This window comes from Arcobacter sp. F2176 (assembly GCF_004116465.1).
Taxonomy (GTDB): Bacteria; Campylobacterota; Campylobacteria; order Campylobacterales; family Arcobacteraceae; genus Arcobacter; species Arcobacter siniprincipis.
On the sequence record NZ_PDJV01000008.1, the window covers coordinates 95,121 to 117,708 of the forward strand.

At 29.0% G+C, this 22,588-nt stretch carries 19 protein-coding genes; 16 read left to right on the forward strand and 3 right to left on the reverse strand.

Annotated elements, in window-relative coordinates; translation table 11 throughout:
* Window positions 1-187 precede the first annotated feature (187 nt).
* From CRU95_RS09080 to fumC, 3 genes are all read left to right on the forward strand, one after another.
* Window positions 188-1,171 (forward strand): CoA ester lyase, encoded by a 984-nt coding sequence (locus tag CRU95_RS09080; RefSeq protein ID WP_129100821.1) that lies wholly within the window; start codon window positions 188-190, stop codon window positions 1,169-1,171.
* A gap of 280 nt (window positions 1,172-1,451) precedes the next feature.
* Window positions 1,452-2,294, forward strand: coding sequence for a DUF5718 family protein (locus CRU95_RS09085; RefSeq protein ID WP_258238671.1), 843 nt, complete (start codon window positions 1,452-1,454; stop codon window positions 2,292-2,294).
* Between the two features lie 60 nt (window positions 2,295-2,354).
* The gene (gene fumC / locus CRU95_RS09090) at window positions 2,355-3,752 is read left to right on the forward strand and encodes a class II fumarate hydratase (protein ID WP_129100822.1); all 1,398 of its coding nucleotides are present in this window, start codon (window positions 2,355-2,357) and stop codon (window positions 3,750-3,752) included.
* Here the strand turns inward: fumC and CRU95_RS09095 are convergent.
* Window positions 3,749-4,312 (reverse strand): flavin reductase family protein, encoded by a 564-nt coding sequence (locus CRU95_RS09095; RefSeq protein WP_129100823.1) that lies wholly within the window; start codon window positions 4,310-4,312, stop codon window positions 3,749-3,751. The two genes, fumC and CRU95_RS09095, sit on opposite strands and share 4 nt — an antisense overlap.
* A gap of 202 nt (window positions 4,313-4,514) precedes the next feature.
* Here CRU95_RS09095 and CRU95_RS09100 point away from each other — a divergent pair, with 202 nt between their 5' ends.
* On the forward strand, window positions 4,515-6,923 hold the full coding sequence (locus CRU95_RS09100; protein ID WP_129100824.1) for a methyl-accepting chemotaxis protein: 2,409 nt from the start codon (window positions 4,515-4,517) through the stop codon (window positions 6,921-6,923).
* 17 nt (window positions 6,924-6,940) lie between these two features.
* Window positions 6,941-7,354, forward strand: coding sequence for a hypothetical protein (locus tag CRU95_RS09105; RefSeq protein ID WP_129100825.1), 414 nt, complete (start codon window positions 6,941-6,943; stop codon window positions 7,352-7,354).
* Window positions 7,355-7,387: 33 nt separating this feature from the next.
* Here CRU95_RS09105 and CRU95_RS09110 read toward each other — a convergent pair whose 3' ends face one another.
* Entirely contained in the window at window positions 7,388-9,079 is a 1,692-nt protein-coding gene (locus tag CRU95_RS09110; RefSeq protein WP_129100826.1) for an L-lactate permease, read from the reverse strand.
* A 171-nt stretch (window positions 9,080-9,250) separates the two neighbouring features.
* Here CRU95_RS09110 and nfo point away from each other — a divergent pair, with 171 nt between their 5' ends.
* The 7 genes from nfo to CRU95_RS09145 all read left to right on the forward strand — a co-directional run bounded on the left by nfo (window position 9,251) and on the right by CRU95_RS09145 (window position 16,840).
* Window positions 9,251-10,096, forward strand: a complete 846-nt coding sequence (gene nfo / locus CRU95_RS09115; protein WP_129100827.1) for a deoxyribonuclease IV — start codon at window positions 9,251-9,253, stop codon at window positions 10,094-10,096.
* Between the two features lie 284 nt (window positions 10,097-10,380).
* Entirely contained in the window at window positions 10,381-12,078 is a 1,698-nt protein-coding gene (locus CRU95_RS09120) for an N-6 DNA methylase (RefSeq protein WP_129100828.1), read from the forward strand.
* Between the two features lie 19 nt (window positions 12,079-12,097).
* Entirely contained in the window at window positions 12,098-12,412 is a 315-nt protein-coding gene (locus CRU95_RS09125; RefSeq protein ID WP_129100829.1) for a hypothetical protein, read from the forward strand.
* Between the two features lie 463 nt (window positions 12,413-12,875).
* Window positions 12,876-13,838 carry an Abi family protein gene (locus CRU95_RS09130; protein WP_129100830.1) on the forward strand — a complete coding sequence of 321 codons (963 nt, stop codon included), beginning with the start codon at window positions 12,876-12,878 and terminating at the stop codon, window positions 13,836-13,838.
* A gap of 114 nt (window positions 13,839-13,952) precedes the next feature.
* Window positions 13,953-14,525: a hypothetical protein gene (locus tag CRU95_RS09135; protein WP_129100831.1), complete on the forward strand. Its 573-nt coding sequence runs from the start codon at window positions 13,953-13,955 to the stop codon at window positions 14,523-14,525.
* 135 nt (window positions 14,526-14,660) lie between these two features.
* Window positions 14,661-15,017, forward strand: a complete 357-nt coding sequence (locus CRU95_RS09140) for a hypothetical protein (RefSeq protein ID WP_129100832.1) — start codon at window positions 14,661-14,663, stop codon at window positions 15,015-15,017.
* A gap of 89 nt (window positions 15,018-15,106) precedes the next feature.
* A complete protein-coding gene (locus CRU95_RS09145; RefSeq protein ID WP_129100833.1) occupies window positions 15,107-16,840 on the forward strand; it encodes an ATP-binding protein in 1,734 nt (577 codons plus the stop codon).
* A gap of 33 nt (window positions 16,841-16,873) precedes the next feature.
* Here the strand turns inward: CRU95_RS09145 and CRU95_RS09150 are convergent, their stop codons facing one another.
* Window positions 16,874-19,264, reverse strand: a complete 2,391-nt coding sequence (locus CRU95_RS09150) for a tetratricopeptide repeat protein (protein ID WP_129100834.1) — start codon at window positions 19,262-19,264, stop codon at window positions 16,874-16,876.
* Window positions 19,265-19,651: 387 nt separating this feature from the next.
* On the opposite strand from CRU95_RS09150, the gene CRU95_RS09155 reads away from it, so the two are divergent.
* The 4 genes from CRU95_RS09155 to nuoD are packed head-to-tail and all read left to right on the forward strand — an operon-like array spanning window position 19,652 to window position 22,583.
* Window positions 19,652-20,041 (forward strand): NAD(P)H-quinone oxidoreductase subunit 3, encoded by a 390-nt coding sequence (locus tag CRU95_RS09155; RefSeq protein WP_129100835.1) that lies wholly within the window; start codon window positions 19,652-19,654, stop codon window positions 20,039-20,041.
* On the forward strand, window positions 20,023-20,532 hold the full coding sequence (locus CRU95_RS09160; RefSeq protein WP_013136771.1) for an NADH-quinone oxidoreductase subunit B family protein: 510 nt from the start codon (window positions 20,023-20,025) through the stop codon (window positions 20,530-20,532). The genes CRU95_RS09155 and CRU95_RS09160 overlap by 19 nt, the downstream gene beginning before the upstream one ends.
* Window positions 20,532-21,353 (forward strand): NADH-quinone oxidoreductase subunit C, encoded by an 822-nt coding sequence (locus CRU95_RS09165; RefSeq protein WP_129100836.1) that lies wholly within the window; start codon window positions 20,532-20,534, stop codon window positions 21,351-21,353. Before CRU95_RS09160 ends, CRU95_RS09165 begins: the two co-directional genes overlap by 1 nt.
* A gap of 3 nt (window positions 21,354-21,356) precedes the next feature.
* Entirely contained in the window at window positions 21,357-22,583 is a 1,227-nt protein-coding gene (gene nuoD, locus CRU95_RS09170; RefSeq protein WP_129100837.1) for an NADH dehydrogenase (quinone) subunit D, read from the forward strand.
* The last annotated feature ends 5 nt before the right edge of the window (window positions 22,584-22,588 follow it).

Sequence of the window (22,588 nt, forward strand, 5' to 3'; positions counted from 1 at the left end):
AAAGAGTATTACGATAGAGGCAACTCGTTGCCTTCTTTAGGTTTTGCTTCTTTTCAAGGAAACTTTTCGCAAAGCGAAACCGCATTTGCTAGTTTTAATGGGAATTTAATTCCCATGATGAAAAGAAGACATTAAATAAAAAAGGTCCCTTTTAAAATTGAGGGACGAAATTTAAAAAGGAAATATTATGACACATCCAAATAAAGCACTATTTGAATCAGGAAAATCTTTACCAATCATCCCAACTTGTGAGCACTTTGCAGGAAGTGAAAAGCTTATTTTAAAAGGCTTTGAAATGCAAAAAAAACTAGGACCAGTTTTTGATATCACTTGTGATTGTGAAGATGGAGCAGAAACAGGAAAAGAAGTAGAACATGCAGAAATGATAGTAAGAGTTGTAAACTCAGAAGCAAATCCTTATGCGATGGCAGGGACTAGAATCCATGATTTTTCACACCCTGATTGGAGACAAGATATTGATATTTTAGTACCTGGTGCTGGTGAAAAACTTGCATATATTACTCTGCCAAAATCAACTTGTTATGAAGACGCTAAAACACAAATTGAGTATATTCAAAAAGTAGCAAAGGAAGCTGGAATAAAAAGAGAGATTCCAATTCATATCTTAATTGAAACTCATGGGGCATTAAGAGATGTTGAAAAAACTGCAACGCTACCTTGGTTACAAGTTTTAGATTTCGGTCTTATGGACTTTGTATCTGGTTACCAAGGGGCAATTCCAGCTATCAATATGAGAAGCCCAGGTCAATTTGAACATAGATTAATTGCAGCTGCTAAAGCAAAAGTATGTCAAGCAGCTATTGAAAATCATGTTATTCCTTGTCACAATGTAACTTTAGATTTAAAAAATCCATACCAAACATTTAAAGATGCAGAGCGTGCAAGAAATGAGTTTGGGTTTATGAGAATGTGGTCAATTTATCCAACACAAGTACAAGCAATTGTAGATGCTATGAAACCAGATTTTACAGAACTTGAAGCTGCTCAAAATATTTTATTAGCTGCACAAAATGCTGAGTGGGGACCTATTCAATATGATGGGGAACTACATGATAGAGCAACATATAGATATTTTTGGGAACTAGTTCAAAGAGCTAAATTCTCTGGTGGGAAACTTTTAGATGAAGTAGAAAAAAGATTTTTTTCTTAGTTTAAAATTTTAAGCTGATTTTGAAGATAAGAGAGTAATCTTTTATCTTCAAAAATTACGAAAGGATAAAAGATGACAAACTACAACTTTACAGTACTTGCTAATAAAAAACTGGTCATGCTCGCCAACAATAGTGAGAAGAGTTTATACCGCTGGTAGATTTTTAGATAAGATAATTTAACTACCCACATAAACTTCACGAAAATATTCTCACTTTAATAAATAATCATCCCAAAATAAAAAATAAATTGTCATAAATTTTAAAATTTAAAGGCAAAAAATGAAAAAATACAATATAAATACAGAAGACTTAAAAGATTATTTAGGTTTTGGTGTTGCAGGAAACTTTGCAAATCACTTAGGGGAAGCAGGGGAAGCAGATGAATTTTCAGTAATCAAAACAGAGGAAAAAGATGCACCAAAAGGATTATTTCCTTTTTATATTCCAAATGATAAGAGTTATTTAGGACAATTTCCTATTTGTACAGATGAAATAAATCATAATGGAATAGAGCATTTACAAGTTGAAGCAGAAGTAGGATTAATTTGTGATTTCGTATATGAAAATGACAAATTAGTAGACTTAAAACCAAGATTTTTTGGGGCATTTAATGATTGTTCAAATAGAGTACAAGATGGGAAGATGCTAAGTAGCAAAAAGAACTGGGGAGCATCATCAAAGGGAATTGCAACTGAATTTATCGAAATAGATAGTTTTGATGAAAAAGGAATTTTAAATAAATATCACATCGCTTCATTTTTAAAAAGAGATGGGATTGTACATGATTATGGAACAGTTAGTGCTGTAAATTCATACTCTTACTTTTTTGGTCAATTAAAAGATTGGATGATAGACAAATTTAATACCCAAGAAGAAGTAGGACCACTTGAAGCACTACCTCAATATTTTAAAGAAATAAATAATAAAAAAGGTATCTTAATAGCAGCAGGTGCTACGGCATATACTGAGTTTGGTAAACATCACTATTTAGAAAAAGGGGATGAAATATTTATATATGTTTATAATGCACACTTTCACTCTTTTGAAGATATTTTACACGATATGTCAGGATCAGATGTATTACTTTCACAATGTTCTAAACTTCATCAAATAGTTCAATAATATTTTTTAAATAATCTCTTTGTTTTTTGATATATAATTAACAAAAACAAAGGGATTATTATGGATTATAGAATTGAAAAAGATACTATGGGAGAAATCAAGGTTCCAAATGATAAATATTGGGCAGCACAAACCCAAAGAAGTTTGGAAAACTTTCCCATAGGTATTGAAAAAATGCCAAAAGAGATAATCAAAGCTTTTGCATATTTAAAAAAATCATGCGCAATAGTAAATTTTGATTTAGAAAAACTTCCAATAGAAAAAAAAGATGTTATCTCAAAAGTTTGTGATGAGATTATTGAGGGAAAACTTGATGATAATTTTCCTTTAGCTGTTTGGCAAACAGGAAGTGGAACCCAATCAAATATGAATTTAAATGAAGTAATAGCTTCAAGAGCAACTGAACTTTTAGGAAAAGATTTTAGAGTCGAAAAACTAATTCATCCAAATGATGATGTAAATAAAGCTCAAAGTTCAAATGACACATATCCAAGTGCTATGAGAATAGCTTTTGTTTTAGAAATCCAAAAACAATTAATTCCTTCAATAAAGCAACTAAAAATAACACTAGAAAATAAAACAAAAGAGTTTGAAAATATTATCAAAATAGGAAGAACACATCTTCAAGATGCTACGCCACTTACTTTGGGGCAAGAATTTTCAGCTTATGTTGAGATGTTAAAAAAAGCACTAAATCAAATAGATGATAGTATGAAATACATCTGCGAACTAGCTATTGGCGGAACAGCTGTTGGTACTGGATTAAATTCCCACCCAGATTTTTCGCGCCTTGTTTGTGAAAACTTGAATTTAAATACTAATACAAAATATAAATTTGTATCACATCCAAATAAATTTCACTCTTTAACTTCACATGATGGAGAGGTTTTTTTAAGTGGAGCTTTAAATGCCTTGGCTTCTAATCTTATGAAAATAGCAAATGATATAAGATGGTTAGCTTCAGGTCCTAGATGTGGAATAGGTGAGTTAAGTATCCCAGAAAATGAACCGGGAAGTTCAATCATGCCTGGAAAAGTAAATCCAACCCAAAGTGAAGCCATGACAATGGTTGCTGTTCAAGTTATGGGAAATCATACAACAGTTAGTGTTAGTGCTAGCCAAGGAAACTTTGAATTAAATGTCTTTAAGCCAGTGATTGCTTATAATATTTTGCAGTCAATCAGACTCTTAAGTGATACGATGAAAGCTTTTAATGATAATTGTGCAGTTGGAATAAATGCAAATATAAAAAATATAGAAAAATACTTAAATGATTCTTTGATGTTAGTAACTGCCCTAAATCCTTATATTGGTTATGAAAAAGCAGCGCTTATAGCAAAAACAGCCCATAAAAATGGAACAACTTTAAAAGAAGAAGCTCTACGATTGGGAATACTTAGTGAAAAAGAGTTTGATGAGTATGTAAAACCCGAAGAGATGGTAAGACCTAAAATTTAAAGGTCTACCATAGCTTTAAAAAATGCTCCACTTCTTCCTATATTTTCTACATTTACATGCATTTTTTCATTGATTCTATCATCTTCTATGAACTGTTTTTTTATCTCTAAAATAAGAGGCGTAGTTTTCCCCGGTATTTTAACTGTGTCATAATATTCACAAAATAGAGCACTTTGGGAAGATGAAATCATAGGTGGGAAATCTTCAAGTATTTTTTGCACTTTTATATCATACTCTTCTATTTCGCTTTGTTCTTTTTTTAACATAGTTGAACAAAGTTTTACTTTGTCCACATTGTCTTTATTTGCAAAACAAATTGTGGCCTTTTTTGTTTTTAAAATATTTGCTAAACTATCTTTTGGACTTCCATCATCTTTTCTTCCAATAGCTACAATCAAAGTAGCTGGATTACTTGATATTGGAATAAAGTATGAAAAAGGAGCTGCATTTAAAACTCCATTATCTTCTGTAACTATCCAAGCAATAGGTCTTGGAACTACTGTATCAGATATTATTTTATATCTATTTAAATCATCTATTTTCTCATAATCTAGTATCATCTAGTAACCTTTTATTTAATTATATTTTAGTTTATTATAGCAATTTTTAAAATTACATAAAATGTTAATTTCTATGCATAAAAGATTATTTAAACTATCTTAATTATTTGCAAAGATATTAGGTTAATTGTCTCCTTTGTAATCAAATTGATGTATAATATTATATTAACGAATTATTAACAGAAACAAAAAGGGAGAATAGATGAAAAGCCGATTGGGGTTTGGTAATAAGTTATTATTACAAGTATTAAGTACTATGTTTATAGTTTTTGGAATAACAATGTTTTTTGTTATTAAGTATTCATATGAAACTTCACAAACTGAAGCTAAAAAATATTTACAAGAGGCTGCATTCAAAGAAGCTAGTATAATACAAGGAGAAGTTGACCAAACTATTCTTATCACTAGATTGATGGCTAAAAAGTTTGAATCGCCTTTTAAAACTGGTATTGCTTTGGAGCAAAAAGAAGTTATTCAATATTTCAAAGATATTTTAAATCAAAATAAACTTATAGTTGGAATTTGGTTTAAAATAAAAGATAAGACACTCCTTTTCCCAGAAAATATGGAATTGGCTGGAAAAGAAGGTTATGATATAGTTGGACAATTTAATCCTTATATCACAAGAACAGATTCTGGTATAAAGGTTTCTCCTGGTGCTGTTTATTCTGAGAAAGATGCATGGATAAAAGGTCCTATGGAAAGTGGTAAATTATATATTACTAAGCCATATTTATATCCTGTAAATGGCAAAAAAGTAATTATGGTAAGTATTGGAGTACCTATCTACAACAATAACCAATACATAGGGGTAGCAGGGATTGATATTAATTTAGAAACTTTTGCTAAAAAATCAAAAGAGACAAGGTATTATGATACTGGTTACTTTTTCCTTGTAGGACAATATAAATATAATCTAGCACATCCCAAAAAGGAAAATCTAGGGGTTTTAGTTACTCCCACTGGAAACTTTGAAAACGCTATGAATAGAGCACAAGAGAATAAAGATACAACCTTTTCAAGACTTAAAGAAACTGGGTTAGTTAATTTTTATTATTCAAAAGCTGTCTCTATTGGAAATGAAGGGATTTATTGGAATCTGTTTTTAACTGTGCCTGAAAATGAGTATTTAAAGGATGCATATTTTATAAGAAATTTTTCAATAATAGCTTCTTTAATTGGAATCTTATTAATGGCTGGAGTAGTTATTTTTTCTATTAAAAAACTTAATTTTAATCTACGATCAATTTCTAGTGGACTTGATGGATTTTTCTTATACTTAAACAAAGAGACAAACAAAACAGAACCAATTGAAATTAAATCAAATGATGAATTTGGTGACATGGCTAAAAGTATAAATAAAAATGTAACTAAAATTCAAGAGGGAATAAATCAAGATAATGAACTACTTGAAAATGTTAAAAATGTAGTAAATCATGTGGGTGAAGGATATTTAAATAAACGAATAGATAAAAGCACAAGCACAGATTCTCTTAATGAATTGAAAAATCTTCTTAATACTATGTTAGAGAACTTAGAACAATTAGTTGGAGAAGATTTAAATAAAATAAGTCAAATCTTATCATCATATATGAAAAGAGATTTTACAGCTACATTAGATAGTGAACATTCTGGAAAAATCGGAAAAGAAATAATAGAGATGAATAGAATGATTACAGATATGCTAAGAGATAATCAAGAAGATGGTTTATCTTTACAAAAAAGTTCAGATGAACTTACTTCAAATGTAAAAACATTAAGTTCAAATGCTACATCTCAAGCTGCATCATTAGAAGAGACGGCTGCTTCAATAGATGAAATCACGGGTACAATTGAACAAACAAATCATAAAGCACAAGAGATGAATGCAATCTCAAATGAGACAAAAGAATCAGCAACTCAAGGTAAAAGCTTGGCAAATGATACTGTTAGTGCAATGGAAGATATCAATAATACAGTTATAAATATAAATGAAGCAATTACTGTGATTGATCAAATTGCTTTCCAAACAAATATCCTAAGTTTAAATGCAGCAGTAGAAGCTGCAACAGCTGGTGAAGCTGGAAAAGGTTTCGCAGTAGTTGCACAAGAGGTTAGAAACTTAGCATCTCGTTCTGCAGAAGCTGCAAAAGAGATTAAGAAGTTAGTTGAAAGTGCTACTACAAAAGCAAATAATGGTAAAACAATAAGTATTAAAATGATAGAAGGTTTTACTAACCTTGAATCAAAAATTGTAGAAACAAGTAAATTAATTGATGATGTAACAAATGCAGCAAAAGAACAATCTATAGGTATGGCACAAATAGCTGATGCAGTTGGTCAGTTAGATAAATTTACACAAGAAAATGCAGCAGTTGCAGATAAAACAAATGATATTGCTCAAATAACAAATGAAATAGCAATTGATATTGTAAATAATGTAAATCTAAATAACTTTGAGGGTAAAGGTAAATCAGTAAATATAGTAAAAAAAGAAAGTTCTACAAAAGTGGTTGAATCTTCTAAAACTATAAATAAAAAAATAAGTGAAAAAACTTCTACTCAAAAAGAAAAATCAAAAGTGATTACAGCAGAAAAGTCAAATGCTAATGATGAGTGGGAAAGCTTTTAATAAATATAGAGGTATAGATGAAAATAATTCTTTTAATAGTATCATTGATTTCAATTATTTACGCTATTACTCCAAAAGAACTTGTAGGAATTTGGGAAATGAGTAATTTAGAGGACAAAAGAAGTAATATATCTTTTGGACTCTATAATAGTTTTGATGAACCATTTAGCATCGAGTTTAAAGAGAATAACATTGTGAAATATGTGGATTATGAAAGTTATTATATTTTTGATACAAATAAAATTTTTGTATCTAAACATAAGCCCGTAGATGGGATTTTCCCAAATCCTAAATCAATAGATGTATATGAAATAACAGGACTAGTAAATAGAAGTAAAACTAATGGAAGAGTTTGTTATGAAATACATATTTTACAAAAAGCTATTAATGGACTATATAGTAAGAAAAGTAATCAAAAAATTTGTAAGTAGTATTTACAAGGAGAAGAGTTTCTCCTTGTAAGTTTATTTTACTAATGGATCTGTTATTCCAAAATAGTACATTGCAATTAAACCAATAATTCCAGTAACTAAACAATAGTAAAGTGTAGGAATAACTGTTTTTCTTATTGTTTCCCCTTCTTGGTCAAGTAATCCAACCGTAGCAGATGCTGCCACAACATTGTGAATAGCAATCATATTTCCAGCTGCTGCTCCTACTGCTTGAAGAGATACCATAAGTGCAGTTGAAAGTCCAAGGGCATTTGCAACACCAAATTGGAATTGACTTAGCATCATATTTGAAACAGTATTACTTCCTGCAATAAATGCCCCTAAAGCACCGATAAATGGAGCAAATAATGGGAAAATATCACCAACAGAATGTGCCACAAAGTTTGCCATGGCTACAGGCATAGAATCAAAACCAGCAGTATTTACACCTGAGTTAATAAGGATTCTAACTAATGGAATAGTAAATACAAGTACAAACCCTGCACCTAACATAACTTTTGAAGACTCAGAAAAAGATTCTTTTATCTCTTTGAATTCCATTTTGTGTAAGAAAAAAGTGATTAAAACTACAAATATTAAAATCCCACCTGGTAAATATAAAGGTGTAATTGAATAGTTTAATCCTTCACCTAAAATATCTTTAAAAGGTATTACCCAAGCTGTAACAAAAGCTTTTGCTTCGCTCGATACTCTTGTAATAACTAAGATAATTGCAACAAGTACATATGGAATCCAAGCTTTAGTTAAGGACATATTAACTTTAGTATTCATCGCATCCATATTCATCTCAAGTTTAGATACCCAACTGATTGGCCATTTTTCTTTTGGTGCAAAATCCCAAGTATCTTTTGGAATTAAAAAACCTTTTTTAGCAGCAAAAATTACAATTGGAAGTCCAACAAGAGAACCTATAATAGAAGGAAATTCTGCCCCTAAAAATATACCTGTAAGTGCATAAGGAATAGTAAATGCTAATCCACCAAAAATAGCAAAAGGTAAGATAGATAAACCTTCTGACCATGATTTATTTTGACCAAAAAATCTAGTCATCATAAGAGTCATAAAAAGTGGAATTAGTGTTCCTGTAATAGCATGAATAATTGCAACTTCACTTGTGATGATTTGTAAGTATGTTTCCCAACTTGAACCAACAGCTTGTAAAGAGTTACTAATACTTTGTGAATCTAAGCCTTTATCAACTCCTATTAAAATAGGAGTACCAACTGCACCAAATGATACAGGAGTACTTTGAATCATCATCCCTACCATTACAGCAGCCATTGCAGGGAAACCAATAGCAACCAAAAGAGGAGCAGCAATGGCAGCTGTTGTCCCAAACCCAGAAGCCCCTTCAATAAATGATCCAAATAACCAAGCTATGATAATAACTTGTACCCTTCTATCTGGGCTTACATTATTAAACCCTTCTCTAATTGCTTTTATAGCACCTGAGTGTTTAAGTGTATTTAACAATAAAATTGCACCAAAGATTATCCATAAAACAGCAAGTGTAATTAAAAAACCTTGAATTGATGATGCAAGTATTCTATTAAAACTTACTTGCCATACATAAAAGGCTACAAGTGCAGTCACTACAAATACAACTGGCATCGCTTTCTTAGCTGGCCATCTAAATCCAACTAATAAGATTGCTGCAACAAATATAGGAAGTGCAGCAAAAAGAGCTTGTGTGCTTATCTCCATAAAATCTCCTTATTTTTTCAGGCTAAATAATAATTAAAGGAAATGATATTCACATGATAAAAATAGCATTTGTGTAGCATTTATTAATATATGAACTAAAATGAAACAATAAGGAACATAAAATCCAAGATTGAGTAAAATCCCCCATAAAAAATGACACTAGGATGATAAATGAAATATGTAGGAGCACATGTAAGCGCAAGTGGGGGAGTGTACAATGCACCCATCAATGCAACAGCAATAGGAGCAAAAGCCTTTGCCCTTTTTACAAAAAACCAAAGACAATGGGCAGCAAAACCTTTAGAAAATGATGTTCTTGATAAATGGTTCGAAGAGATGGACAAATGTGGAATATTGCCAAAGCATATTTTACCCCATGATAGTTATTTAATAAACTTAGGACACCCAGTTGAAGAGAGTCGTCAAAAATCACTAAATGGATTTATCCATGAGATTGAAAGATGTGAAATCCTAAAACTAGACAGACTAAACTTTCACCCAGGAAGTCATTTGCGAAAGATAAGTGAAGAAGAGTGTTTAGACAATATAGCAGTTTCAATGAACAAAGCAATCGATGCCACAAAAGATGTAAAACTAGTAATAGAAAACACAGCAGGACAAGGAAGCAATTTAGGCTATAAATTCGAACATCTAGCTTACATCATTGATAAAATAGAAGATAAAAGCAGAGTTGGAGTTTGCATAGACACCTGTCACATGTTCACAGCTGGATACGACATAAGAACAAGAGAAGCCTATGATAAAACATGGAACGAGTTCGATCAAATAGTAGGAAGACAATACCTAATGGGTATGCACATAAACGACTCAAAACCAGATTTAGGAAGTAGAGTAGATAGACACGATTCTTTAGGTGTTGGTAAAATTGGTTGGGATGCCTTTAAGTTTATTATGAATGATGAGAGAATGGATGATATTCCGTTGGTTTTAGAGACTATTAATGAGGAGATTTGGCAACAAGAGATAGAAGCACTCTATAATCTTGTTGAGAAATAAAGACTTATTTTAATAAGCATCTTCCTTCATAACTCTGCGTTAAAAAAGAAAAGGTTTTAGTCACTTACTCCAAATGTAAGCTCCTACAAACCTTTTCTTTTTCGCCTTGATTTTCTGTGAAATCTATTCACTGATTTAAATCTTGTAGCTTTTAAACAAAATAAATATGATTGGCTACATTAATCAGTACAGATCTTACTAATTAATGTAATTTTAAGTTTTATTCTTTTATAATTCTATTATGTACTATATAAATAGTACAGATCTTACTTAATGGAATTGATATGTTTAAACTACAAGAACTTGAAAACCTAAAACAAAATTTAACTATTGAAGAAGTATTAGAACTTCTTTATACGCTAGTAGTGTTGAAAAAGTTATCTGCTATCCCTCATACTAGAATTAACTTATTTAATGAGAAAAGTATACGATTTGAAGATTTAAAAAGTCAATTAAAAGAAGTAAAAAATATATATGATGTTACTGAGATATTAGATGGACTTGAAAAAATCGAAAATGTTAAAGATGATTTATTTATTGAACTTTTTAATATTTCACAAAATGTAGAAATACCTTCAATTTATGAAGCTTTTGAATATAGAGAAGGTTTACATACATCTGTAGTATCAAAACAAATTGTTGAATTAAGTATAAAACTTCTGGACGAAGAAAATGAGTCACCAATTTATGTACCATTTAAAGATGGTTTAAAAGTCTCAGAGTTAACTACTAGAAAAGTTTGTTGTGAATATGATGATTCTAAGAAAAGTTTTGTTGCTTCATTGTTAAGGTTGTGGGATAATAAAAAAATAGATTTTAGATTAACAGATAGCTTAGAAAAACCAAAATTTTCACAAGAAAATTCATTAGAAAAATTTGATTCTGTTATTGCATTTCCACCATTAAGTTTAATGAAACAATTTGATACGATGGGGGATAAATTTAATCGATTTAAGATTCATAAGAATGTTAAAAGATTAGATGTTGCACATTTCGAACATGTAATATCTCAAACAAAAAACAAAGCTGTGATTTTGATGCCAGTGGGATTCACCTTTCGATCTGGTATTGAAGAAGAATTTAGAAAGTATTTAATAGAAAATAATATTCTTGAAACAATGATACAGTTGCCCCCTAACATGTATTCTGCAACATCAATTGAAACAACACTTTTTATTATTAATAAAAATAAGAATAATAAAAATATACAGTTTATAAATCTAAAAGATGAAAAATTTTTAACTAAAATCGGACGTAAAACGGTTTTAAAAGATATTAATGAGATAGTAAAAATTTATTTAGAGAAAAAAGTTGAGAGTCATAGTAGAATTATTTCTTACGAGGTAATTAAGAACAATAATTTTAATTTTTCAATTGATAGATATATTACAAAAAATGAGAGTATTCCCTCATCCTTCAAATGGATAAAGTTAGAGAATGTATCAATAATCAGAAAATCACAAACATTAAAAGATGTAGATGATGGCGAAAATGTAGTTGAGTTATCACCATCAGATTTTTCATTTGCAGGATATACAATTAGTGGAAAGAAAATTAAAAAAATAAATATTAATGAAAAACAGTTTGAAACTTATAAATTAAAGCCTTATGATATTCTAGTTAGTGCAAAAGGAGTTGTAGGAAAAATAGGAATTGTAGGTGAAAATATAAATTATCTTCTTGCTTCACAAGCAATACAAGTAATTAGACTTGAAAAGGATAACGACATAAAAAGTGAAGCCATCTGTTTATATATGTATTTAAAGTCAGATATTGGACAAAAGGCATTAATGAAAATTGTTCAAGGTACTGCAATGCCTCAAATATCTACAAAAGAATTAAAGAATTTTAATATACCAAAATTAAGTGTACTTGAAAAATCTAATGTTATAAATACATTTAATAAAGAGATTGAAAAATATGATGAGATTGCAAAGTTGCAAAATGATATTTTAAAAATTCATGCTAATTATCTAAAGTAAAATATATAAGGAGAAGTTAATGTCAGTAAATATTAGTATATTTATATCATTGAGCATTTTAATGATTTATGTTTTATTATTTTTAATGAAAATGAAAAAATTACCTTCGCTTAGTAATATAATGAGTTTAATAATAGCCTCAATGTCTTTATATACAAGTATATTATTGTTTTTAGATTTAATTAGTATAAATAAATCTCTAGGAGATTATGAAGAGTATAAATTAATTGTTTTTTTAGGTTCTGTTGCTATGGCGTGGGTGTCATTACAAACAATATTAGAAAAATTTTTGTCAATATTTAAGAAAAGTGGCGTAGATATTGAAATAGTTTAAAACAGTTGTACAAAAAATCAACATTTGCAATCGCCAAATTGTTGACTTTGATTTGCGTAACCCTCAAATAACTGTTTGAATGTTAAGAAATGAGTTAAACGGTCATTTTCATGAGTTTTATTTGAAAGTAAATCATAGTCATAAGATTTGGGAAGTCGAAGACTGATACGAGCCGTAGGGAGCTTTTTTCGTTATTTTTTTACGGATAAAAAAAGTAAAAGCGAGACATCCAAAGGATGTTCAAGAGAGATTAAGAAAATTTAAATCAAGTTTTCGGAATTATTGAATAACTCTACGGAATCAAACACAAAAGATAACTTTTATATAACTTTAGTATAATTATAAGAAATTAATTAAAAGAGTAATAAGTGTTTTTAAGTGCACCTAAAGAAAATCTAAGATATTATTTCATTAACACACCCCCTCCACCTCTGCTTCAAGTGCCAAAGAGAGGGTTTTCTTCATGTTAGACTTCAAAGAACAACTACAAAACATAAAAAATCAAGAAAATTCGTATCAAAAAAAACATAAAACTTTTAATGAACAATTAGAAATTTTAAAACAAAGAAAATTGCTTATTTCAAATGAATCTTTTGCTTTGACAAAACTACAACATATAAACTATTATAGACTTAGTGCATACTTTTTACCTTTTCAATATCCACAAAATAGCGAAAACAAAAATATATTTTTACCTGATAACTCTTTTGAAGATATAATCTCTTTATATTATTTTGATGCGGAGTTAAGAAAAATTATCTTTGAAGCAATTGAAAGTATAGAAATATATTTTAGAACTCAAATAGCTTATTTCCATTCATTAAAGTATGATGCCTTTGGCTATTTAGTCCTTAATAATTTTAGAGAAAACAAAGCAGACAAGTTTTACGAACTACAAAATGATATTTTAAAAGAAAAATCTCGTTCAAAAGAATATTTTATAAAACATTTTAAAGAAAAATATAATTCAGTTGATTTACCTGTTTGGAGTGTAGTTGAAATTATCTCTTTTGGAACTTTGTCAAAGTTTTTTATGATATTAAAAGAGGAAGAACAAAAGCAAGTCATAAAAAGGATAAAGGGGATAAATAAGGTAGTTTTCTATAAATGGTTGCATGCATTATCTAGTGTTCGAAATATTTGTGCTCACCACAGTAGAATTTGGAATAGAACACTGGGAGTTAGTTTTGAAGTACCCAAAGGATTTAAGGCTTTTGAACAGATGAAAACTAGTAAAAATAAAATCTTTTTCGCATTGAGTGTAATTGAGTTTATTCTTACAAGCATAGGAGAAGATGAAATAGAGTTTAAATCAAAGATAAAAGCATTATTAGTAAAATATCCTAAAGTAAAACTTGAAAGTATGGGCTTTATAGAAAACTGGGAACAAAATCAAATTTGGAGTAAAACGAATTACTTTGCTTAAAAATAGTTTAATAAACTGTTTTTCATCTCTAATTCTTATCATTTCATACAAAATCTCATTCCAAAAAAATCTTCAAAAATATATAATAAACCTAAGATAATAAAGGTATGGTTTATGATAAACAACAATGAGCAGAAAAATAACAACACTCTTGACTTAAATAGAACAGCAACACTTTTTAATAGCAGTTTTGAACACAAAAAAATAGTAGCAAGACCACTTGATAGAAAACAATTTAATAACTACTTTCTTATGATGTCAGCATTACCACAGTTTAAAAAGAAAAATGTACTTGATATTTGTCCTTTGTATGATTTATTTGCTAAAAGTGATAAGATAATTTATGAGCATTATGATTGTGTTGATATTGATTCTATAAAAATAAAAAGTAATAAAATCTTTATTCATGTAGTAATAAACCCTAATCTTCCTTTGGGTTTCAGTGATGATATTGCAAAAAATATACAAAAAAATGCTTTTGCAAATAGCCAAATCTTTGTAAAAACTACAAGTGATGAACGAGTGGATTATATAAAACTTGAATTTGTATATGCATCAGCTGATGATATTTCAACATTTGAAGAATCAGAATTATTAGAGATTTATAATAGTCTAAAAATCTTAGATAAAAATCCTGATTTACAAGAAAAAATAAAAGATATGATAGAAAAATCTTTTTCTATTTAATACTTTAAAAAACAACTACAAAATCTCAGCTTTTAACTAAAGAGATAAAATTTATTTCTTTAGTTAATTATATTTTCATAATCTACTTTAATAAAAACTCATGTAAAATATAAAAAAATATTAGGGATCTTTTTTATGATTTTACTTCTTTTGTTTTCTCCGTTTTTAGTTGCTATTGGGTGGGTTTTATATATGGATTCATCTAATATAAATATGATAGAAGAGTTTTATAAAAATAATTCTTGTAATACGATATATGATTATAAGTCAAGATATAAGGGCTTATGTAAAGATAATATAACAATTATAAATAATCAGTTTAATATAGATTTTACAAAAAATGTATATATTAAGTATGATGATATCAAAAATGTAAAAAAAGAAGATAAGGAGATTTTAATCGATACATTAAAAAGAAGTGAGAAGCTATACTTTAAAGAAAAAATCGACACTGATACTTTTTATGAAGGCTTAAATAAAATCTTAAAATAGGAGTATCTTCTTTTAAGATTTTTTAATGTATTATTGATATTTATGGAAGAAAAATTTACAGATATAATAAAAACAGGAATAACTATTAAATGAACGAATTAATTAAATTTATACAAAGCATAGACTTGCAAAAAGAGGACCTTTTTGTACAATTGAAGTGTAACTTAGAAGAGGGAAAAATACTTCAATATCTTACAAAAGAGTATATAAGTGGAAGAGATGCTTTGATGGTGATTGATATTTTATCAGAATTTTATGATGTAAAGAAATATGAGCATTTAGAGAAACTTGAAGTTATCAAATCATTACTTGAACTGGGTTGGTTAGTTCAAAACTCATTTACACCTGTAAAACTAAGTGAATTATCAAAGTTGGAGTTACTAAATTCTAGTGTATCTTTAACTCCATCATTTTTAAAACTTATGGAAGATGGTTCTATGGATATGTCTTTACCTGAGATTACAAAATATAGTGATCATTTAGAATATTTGCAAGACCAGTTTTTCAAAATAGATTTAGCACAAAAATTAAATGTAGTGAAACATAATTTTGATGAAAAATCTCCAAATATAAAAAGACTAAAATCAAAACTTACACTTTTGGAAAATAGAATAAAAGAAAGAGTAATAGCAACGCCACATGAAATCATGCTTGTAGGGTTTTTCAAAGAAAATGATCTAAATGAACAAGAGCAAATGATATTTATTGCTTTATTAAAAGAGGAGTATTCAGGTGGTGATGAATCAATAAGAGATATGAATTCACTTATTGATTTGATTTCACATGATGATTATGAAAAAATCAAAAACAGAAGTTTATTAGAAGAGAGTTCAAAATTAGTTTCAACTGGACTTGTAGATTATGATGAGATGTTAACTCCTTTTGGTGGGATAAATAGAAATTTTTATATTCCAGATGAAGTTTTATACAAAATCTCACACCCAGCAAAAAAGAAAACAAGAGCTTCAAAAATCAAAATTGATAATGTAATAAAAGAGCAAGATATGTTTGAACTAATATCTACTGATAAAACATTAGAAGATGTTGTTTTAAATCCAAAAACAAAAGAAACATTAGATGCTCTTTTACAACAAGTTGACAAAAAAGTAATAAATAGACTTAAAGAGTGGGGGATAAAAGATAGAAAAAAAGGAATTGATGCAAGAATCATTTTCTATGGTATTGCAGGTACTGGTAAAACACTTACAGCTTTAGCTATGGCAAAATCACTTAAAAGACAAGTCTTAGCTTTTGACTGTTCTAAAATACTATCTATGTATGTGGGTGAGAGTGAAAAAAATGTTAGAAAAATCTTTGAAACATATGTTGATATAAGAGATAGAACAAAAAGTGAGCCAATACTATTACTTAATGAAGCAGATCAATTCTTAAGTTCAAGGGTAACAGAATCAACAAGTGGTAGTGATAAGATGCATAACCAAATGCAAAATATCTTTTTAGAACAAATTGAAAGATTTGATGGAATACTAATCGCTACAACAAACCTTTTAGAGAGTTTGGATAAAGCATTTTCAAGAAGATTTAATTATAAAATTGAGTTTGTAAAACCAAACAAAGAACAAAGGCTAGAACTTTGGAAAAAACTATTACCAGAAAATATCCCATTGGATAAAGACTTTGATATAAATAAAATATCAGAGATAGAACTAACAGGTGGACAAATAGAGTTGGTGATTAAAAATACTGCTTATAAAGTGGCAGTTATGGATGAGCCAATTTTCAAAATGGAAGACTTCAAAGAACATATTACAAAAGAGCAAAAATCTCAATTTGACTCTGAAAATAAGGTTGGTTTTTTTTAAAAAGAGTTATCTTATAAGTACTCTTTCGAGTACTTATTTTAGGCCTTTTAATTTATCTTTTGCTTTCTTATAATTTGAATTTTTATACCACTCTTTTGCTTTTTTAATATCTTTTTTGATATCACCTTTTCCATATTGATACACTAATCCAAGATTGTATGCAGCTATATCTTTTTGCGATGTATTTTTTTTGTAAGCTCTTTCATAATACTCAATAGCTTTATTAATATCTTTTTTCCCACCTAGACCTTTTTCGTATAAAACTCCCAAATCAATAAGAGATTCACCATAATTATTACTTGCAGCATAAGAAAAATATTTTCTTGCATTTTCATATTCTTTTCTTTTTTTATAATAATTACCTAAAAAATTAGAAACACTGTCATTTGAATAAGCTACTCGTTTATAATATTCAACTGCCTTTTCAAGATCTTTTTTAACTCCAAAACCTTTTTCATAAAATTTTGCTAATAAAAAGGCACTATCTTTGTCATGTTCTTCATATCCCAATTTTAAGTATTTTAATGCTTCATTATAATCAAGTCTTATTATTGGTAAAGTTTTATCATCATGATAATATAGATTTGCAAGTCTGTAATATCCAGATTTATATCCTTTATCTATTGCTATTGAATAATTCTCTTTTGCTTTTTCTAAGTTAACTTCTACGCCTTTTCCATAGTTGTAAAGCCAAGCAAGTGTTGCATAGTCTCTAGCTTCTCCTCGTAGTTTTATTAGTTGATTAAGGTATTTAATTCCTTCTTTATAATCTATATATTTTCCATTTCCACAAGTATCACAAATATAGAAAATAGTTAATTTTTCAATAGACCTAATATCACCTTTTAGTGCATATTTTTTATATATTTCCATTGCTTTTAGTGGTTGTTTCTCATATCCATATGGAGGGTATGTATAAAGTGATATTAAATCTTTTCTTGCTTCTTCATCTCCCTTATTTGTAAGTTCTTCTAGTATTTTGACTGATTCATCATATTTGTTTACCTTACTATCTAAATAAAGTTTGGCAAGGCTTCTTTTACTAAATATGTCACCATAAGAAGATGCTAAAGTGTAGTATTTTATAGCTTCTTGATAATCATAAGCACGATAGCTTTCTTTTGCAAGATTTCTTAGTGTTAAAATATTTTTGTAATCTTGAGTATCTGATTTTTTTAATTCTTCTAAAAAGTCTGTAAAATATTTCTTACGGTAACTTAATGTTATTTTTTTAATTATTTCTTTTTTAAGTTCTTTATCATCACTTTTTATAGCATACTCTTGCCACTTTTTTATTAGTTGAAACTCTTCTGGGTCAAAATTATATTTTGATTGAGTTCTTGTTGTGATTTCAATTATTGCATCAATATTACCTTTTTCTGCAAGTTCTTCAAAAAGTTCATTTGCAGCATTATTTTTCCCATGGGTTTTATAATATTTTGCTAATACCAGTTTCCCTTTATCCTTTTGAAGTAGTTTTTCTTTTAACTTTACATACTCTTTTATATACTCTTGTGATTTTGCGTATATTCTTAATAATTCGTTCGAAGCATCTTCATTAGACAAATCAGAAGCTTTTTCTAAGTAGTTTATAGCCGTTTCTTTATCTATATTTAGACCATCTTTTTCTCTTGAAAAGCTAAAGACTCTATAAATGTCATAATAAGCTTGAGCATTTGAATGATCATACTTTATAACCTCTTCATATACTCTAATTGCATCATTTCTATAATAATATTGTCTTCTAAGTAGTTGTGCAGTTGTAATCATATTTTCTATATTTTTAGAAGCAATTACTTCATTTACAAAAGTTGAGACCTTTTCTTTCTCAGTATCTTTTTTATTATATATCAATGATCTAAAATATTTCATTTTTACTATAAAAGGTTCTTCATAACCTTTGTTTTTCATTGTTTCTAAAATTTTATCTGCTGGTTTACTATTGTATTTTTTTGAAAATTCAGTGTACAAATCTGACAATTGTTCTTTTGATAATTTATCAATTATTTTATTTAATAATTTATTTGCATCTTTACTTGCATATCCTTTTAAATATATTTTTATAAGAAGCACTGAAGACTTTATGTCTCCTAAGTCAGATGTTTTAATTAGTAAATTAGTAGCTTTTTCTTTTCCATTTATAAACATATCTGCATATTTATAATAGATTTCTGCAATATTTGTTTGCCCTTGGGTATCTTTGCTTTTTTCTATAAGGGGATACCATTTATTAAAATAATATAACCCTTCTTTTGTCTCTGGGAACTTGTAATATTTTACTAAGTCTAACATTGCATCAATATTATTATTGTTTGCTTTTTGGATTAAGATTTCTTTTGATTCTATAGTTCTATTTTCTGGATTAATATTTGAACAAGCTACAAAAAATAGAGCAATAAAAAGTAACGATGATAGTAGTTTCATTTTTCCTCATTTATATTAAGTTATTTAAGTGATGATAATATAAAAAGGTGCCTTAATAAAAGATGAGAAAAAATTATTTCTATAGTTTAAAAGAGTTAAGAGTAAAATAATGGAATAAATATTGCATATATAGAACTTTGGAAGTGGTTATTAAAAAAACTAATATAAACTGTTTATTTTATTTTAAGCTAGGCTTATTATAAATCCATAATGAAATAGTTTTATCGTACAAGTGTGTAAATATGGAATAAATTTTTTAATAGATGCATATTTTATATGCATAAATATTAAGTCTAGATTTAAAAGCTTTTTGCTAATATCTAACTGAATATAACTTAAAATGAAAAAACTAAATTCTTTAAATATAAATAAATTAAGGATATAATTATGACTCATATGGATTTCTCCCATCCGTATTTTGGTGTTTTTATCATGTTTGTTTTAACCTTTGGTGCCTTTATTGCAACAGTGTGGTTAGCAAGGCTTGTAAGTAGAAAAATGGCAAGACTTGATACAGAAAAACTAAAAACTACATACTATGAATGTGGACCAGAAGTTACAAAACAGCCAAATACAATCTCTGTGCAATTTTATCTTATGGCTTTATTATTTATTTTATTTGATATAGAGATTATCTTCATGTTTCCATGGGCAGTTGATTTTAAAGTTCTAGGTTGGTTTGGATTTGTGGAAATGATTCTATTTATTGTTTTATTAACTATTGGCTTTATTTATGCATGGAAAAAAGGAGCGCTTGAATGGCACAGCATAAAATAAAATATTTTCAAGATGGAGGAGCACCTATTGCTCTTTCAACTGTTGACAAAATTGTAAACTTCGGACGAAGTAACTCTTTATGGCCTTTAACTTATGGTTTGGCATGTTGTGCAATAGAAATGATGGCATCTGGTGCTTCAAGATACGATTTTGACAGATTTGGAACTATATTTAGAGCAAGTCCAAGACAAGCAGATGTACTTATTGTTGCTGGAACTTTGACAAAAAAGCATGCTGAATATATGAGAAGACTATATGACCAAATGCCAGATCCTAAATGGGTTATTTCTATGGGGTCATGTGCAAATACAGGTGGAATGTTTAATACCTATGCCACTGTTCAAGGAGTAGATAGAGTAATACCTGTGGATATTTATCTTCCTGGATGTGCTCCAAGACCTGAAACCTTACAATATGCACTTATGATGCTTCAAAAGAAAATAAGAAGAGAATCTTCATTTTTATCTAAAAAGAAAAAGAGGTTAGTATAATGAGAAAATATACTCCTAAAGATAATGTACAAAAAAAATCATACTACACTGATAGATTTTTTGTCTCTCCTATGGTTCCTAGAAGTGATCCCAGAAGTGATGAAATCTATGAAAAAGATATAGAAAAAATAAGTTCAAAAGTTCAAATACTAGAAGCTTATGTTGAAAATAAAGAGTTAGTAATATATATAAACCCAAAAGATAATGTAACTACACTAAAACTTTTAAAAGAAGAGTTAGAATATGACATGCTTATGGAACTTTCTGCAATAGATTATTTATCTGCTAGAAGTGGTTTTGAAATCTTTTATGAAATGCTTTCTATGAGTAAACATAAAAGAATGAGAGTTAAGTGTTTTATTGAAGAAAAACAAACTATAGAGTCAGTTTACTCTTTATTTAAAATGGCAAATTGGTCAGAGCGTGAAATGTACGATATGTATGGTGTAAAAGTAATAAATCATCCAAATATGAAAAGAATACTTATGCCTGATGATTGGTATGACCACCCTTTAAGAAAGACATATCCTCTTCATGGTGATGAAGTTGCACAATGGTACGAAGTAGATCATATTTTTGGAAAAGAAGCAAGAGAAGAAATAGGTCCAGAAGAGAGAGACGATGCAGCTATTGATAGATATGACACTACAAGATTTTCAAGATTGGGTCATGAAGTTCCTTTTGGAACACCAATAGTTGAGGGAGAAGAAAAAGAAACCCCACTTGCTTATACAGAAGAGGGTGGAGTTAAACTTTTCGGAAAACGACTTGTTAAAGATTTTGATGAGAAAAAATCAAAAATATTAGATGAGAGAAGGTAGATAATGCAACAAACCAATAGACTAAAACCTTTTTTTGAAAATATAAACTTTGAGCGAGAAGATAATACTATGGTGGTCAATTTTGGACCACAACATCCATCTGCTCACGGACAAATGAGACTTATTTTAGAACTGCAAGGTGAAGAGATAGTAAAAGCTAGGCCTCATATTGGATACTTACATAGAGGTATGGAAAAAATGGGTGAGAATATGATTTATAATGAATTCATGCCCACAACTGATAGAATGGATTATATAGCCTCTACTTCAAATAATTATGGATTTGCCCTAGCAGTTGAGAAGCTATTAGGAATAGAAGCACCAAGAAGAGCAGAGATAATAAGAACTATGTTAATAGAGCTAAATAGAATAATCTCTCATCTATTTTGGCTTGCAACTCATGCTTTAGATGTGGGAGCAATGTCTGTATTTTTATATGCCTTTAGAGAAAGAGAGTTTGCTTTAGATTTGATAGAAGACTATTGTGGAGCAAGACTTACTCATAGTGCAGTTAGAATAGGAGGAGTACCTTTAGATTTACCTGATAATTGGTGTGAAGATTTAGAGAAGTATTTAGACATCTTAGCTGTGGAAATACCAAAATATGAAGCACTTTTAACAGATAATAGAATCTGGAGAATGAGACTTGAAAATGTTGGAGTAATAAATAATGAAACAGCAAAATCTTGGGGATGTACAGGACCAATATTGAGAGCTACTGGTCAAAAATGGGATTTGCGAAAAGAGATGCCTTATGGTATCTATCCAGAGCTTGATTTTGATATACCAATAGCAACTGCTGGGGATAGTTTTGCAAGATATCAAGTGCATATGCAAGAGATGAGAGAATCATCAAAAATATTAAGACAATTAGTCCCTATGTATAAAGCTTCTCCTTCACAACTTATGGCAAATGAGCCTGAATATATCTCAGCTACAAAAGAGGATATTATGACTCAAAATTATGCCTTGATGCAACACTTTGTTTTAGTAACTCAAGGTATGAGACCACCTCGTGGTGAAGTTTATGTGGCAACAGAATCACCAAAAGGTGAGTTAGGATTTATGATTGTAAGTGATGGAAGTCCTTATGCTTATAAGATGAAAGTAAGAGCTCCTTCTTTTTGGCATACATCTATTTTGGAAGAAATATTAGTTGGTCACCAATTAGCTGACGTTGTTACTATTATTGGTAACTTGAACGTAGTTTTTGGTGAGATTGATAGATAAGGAGT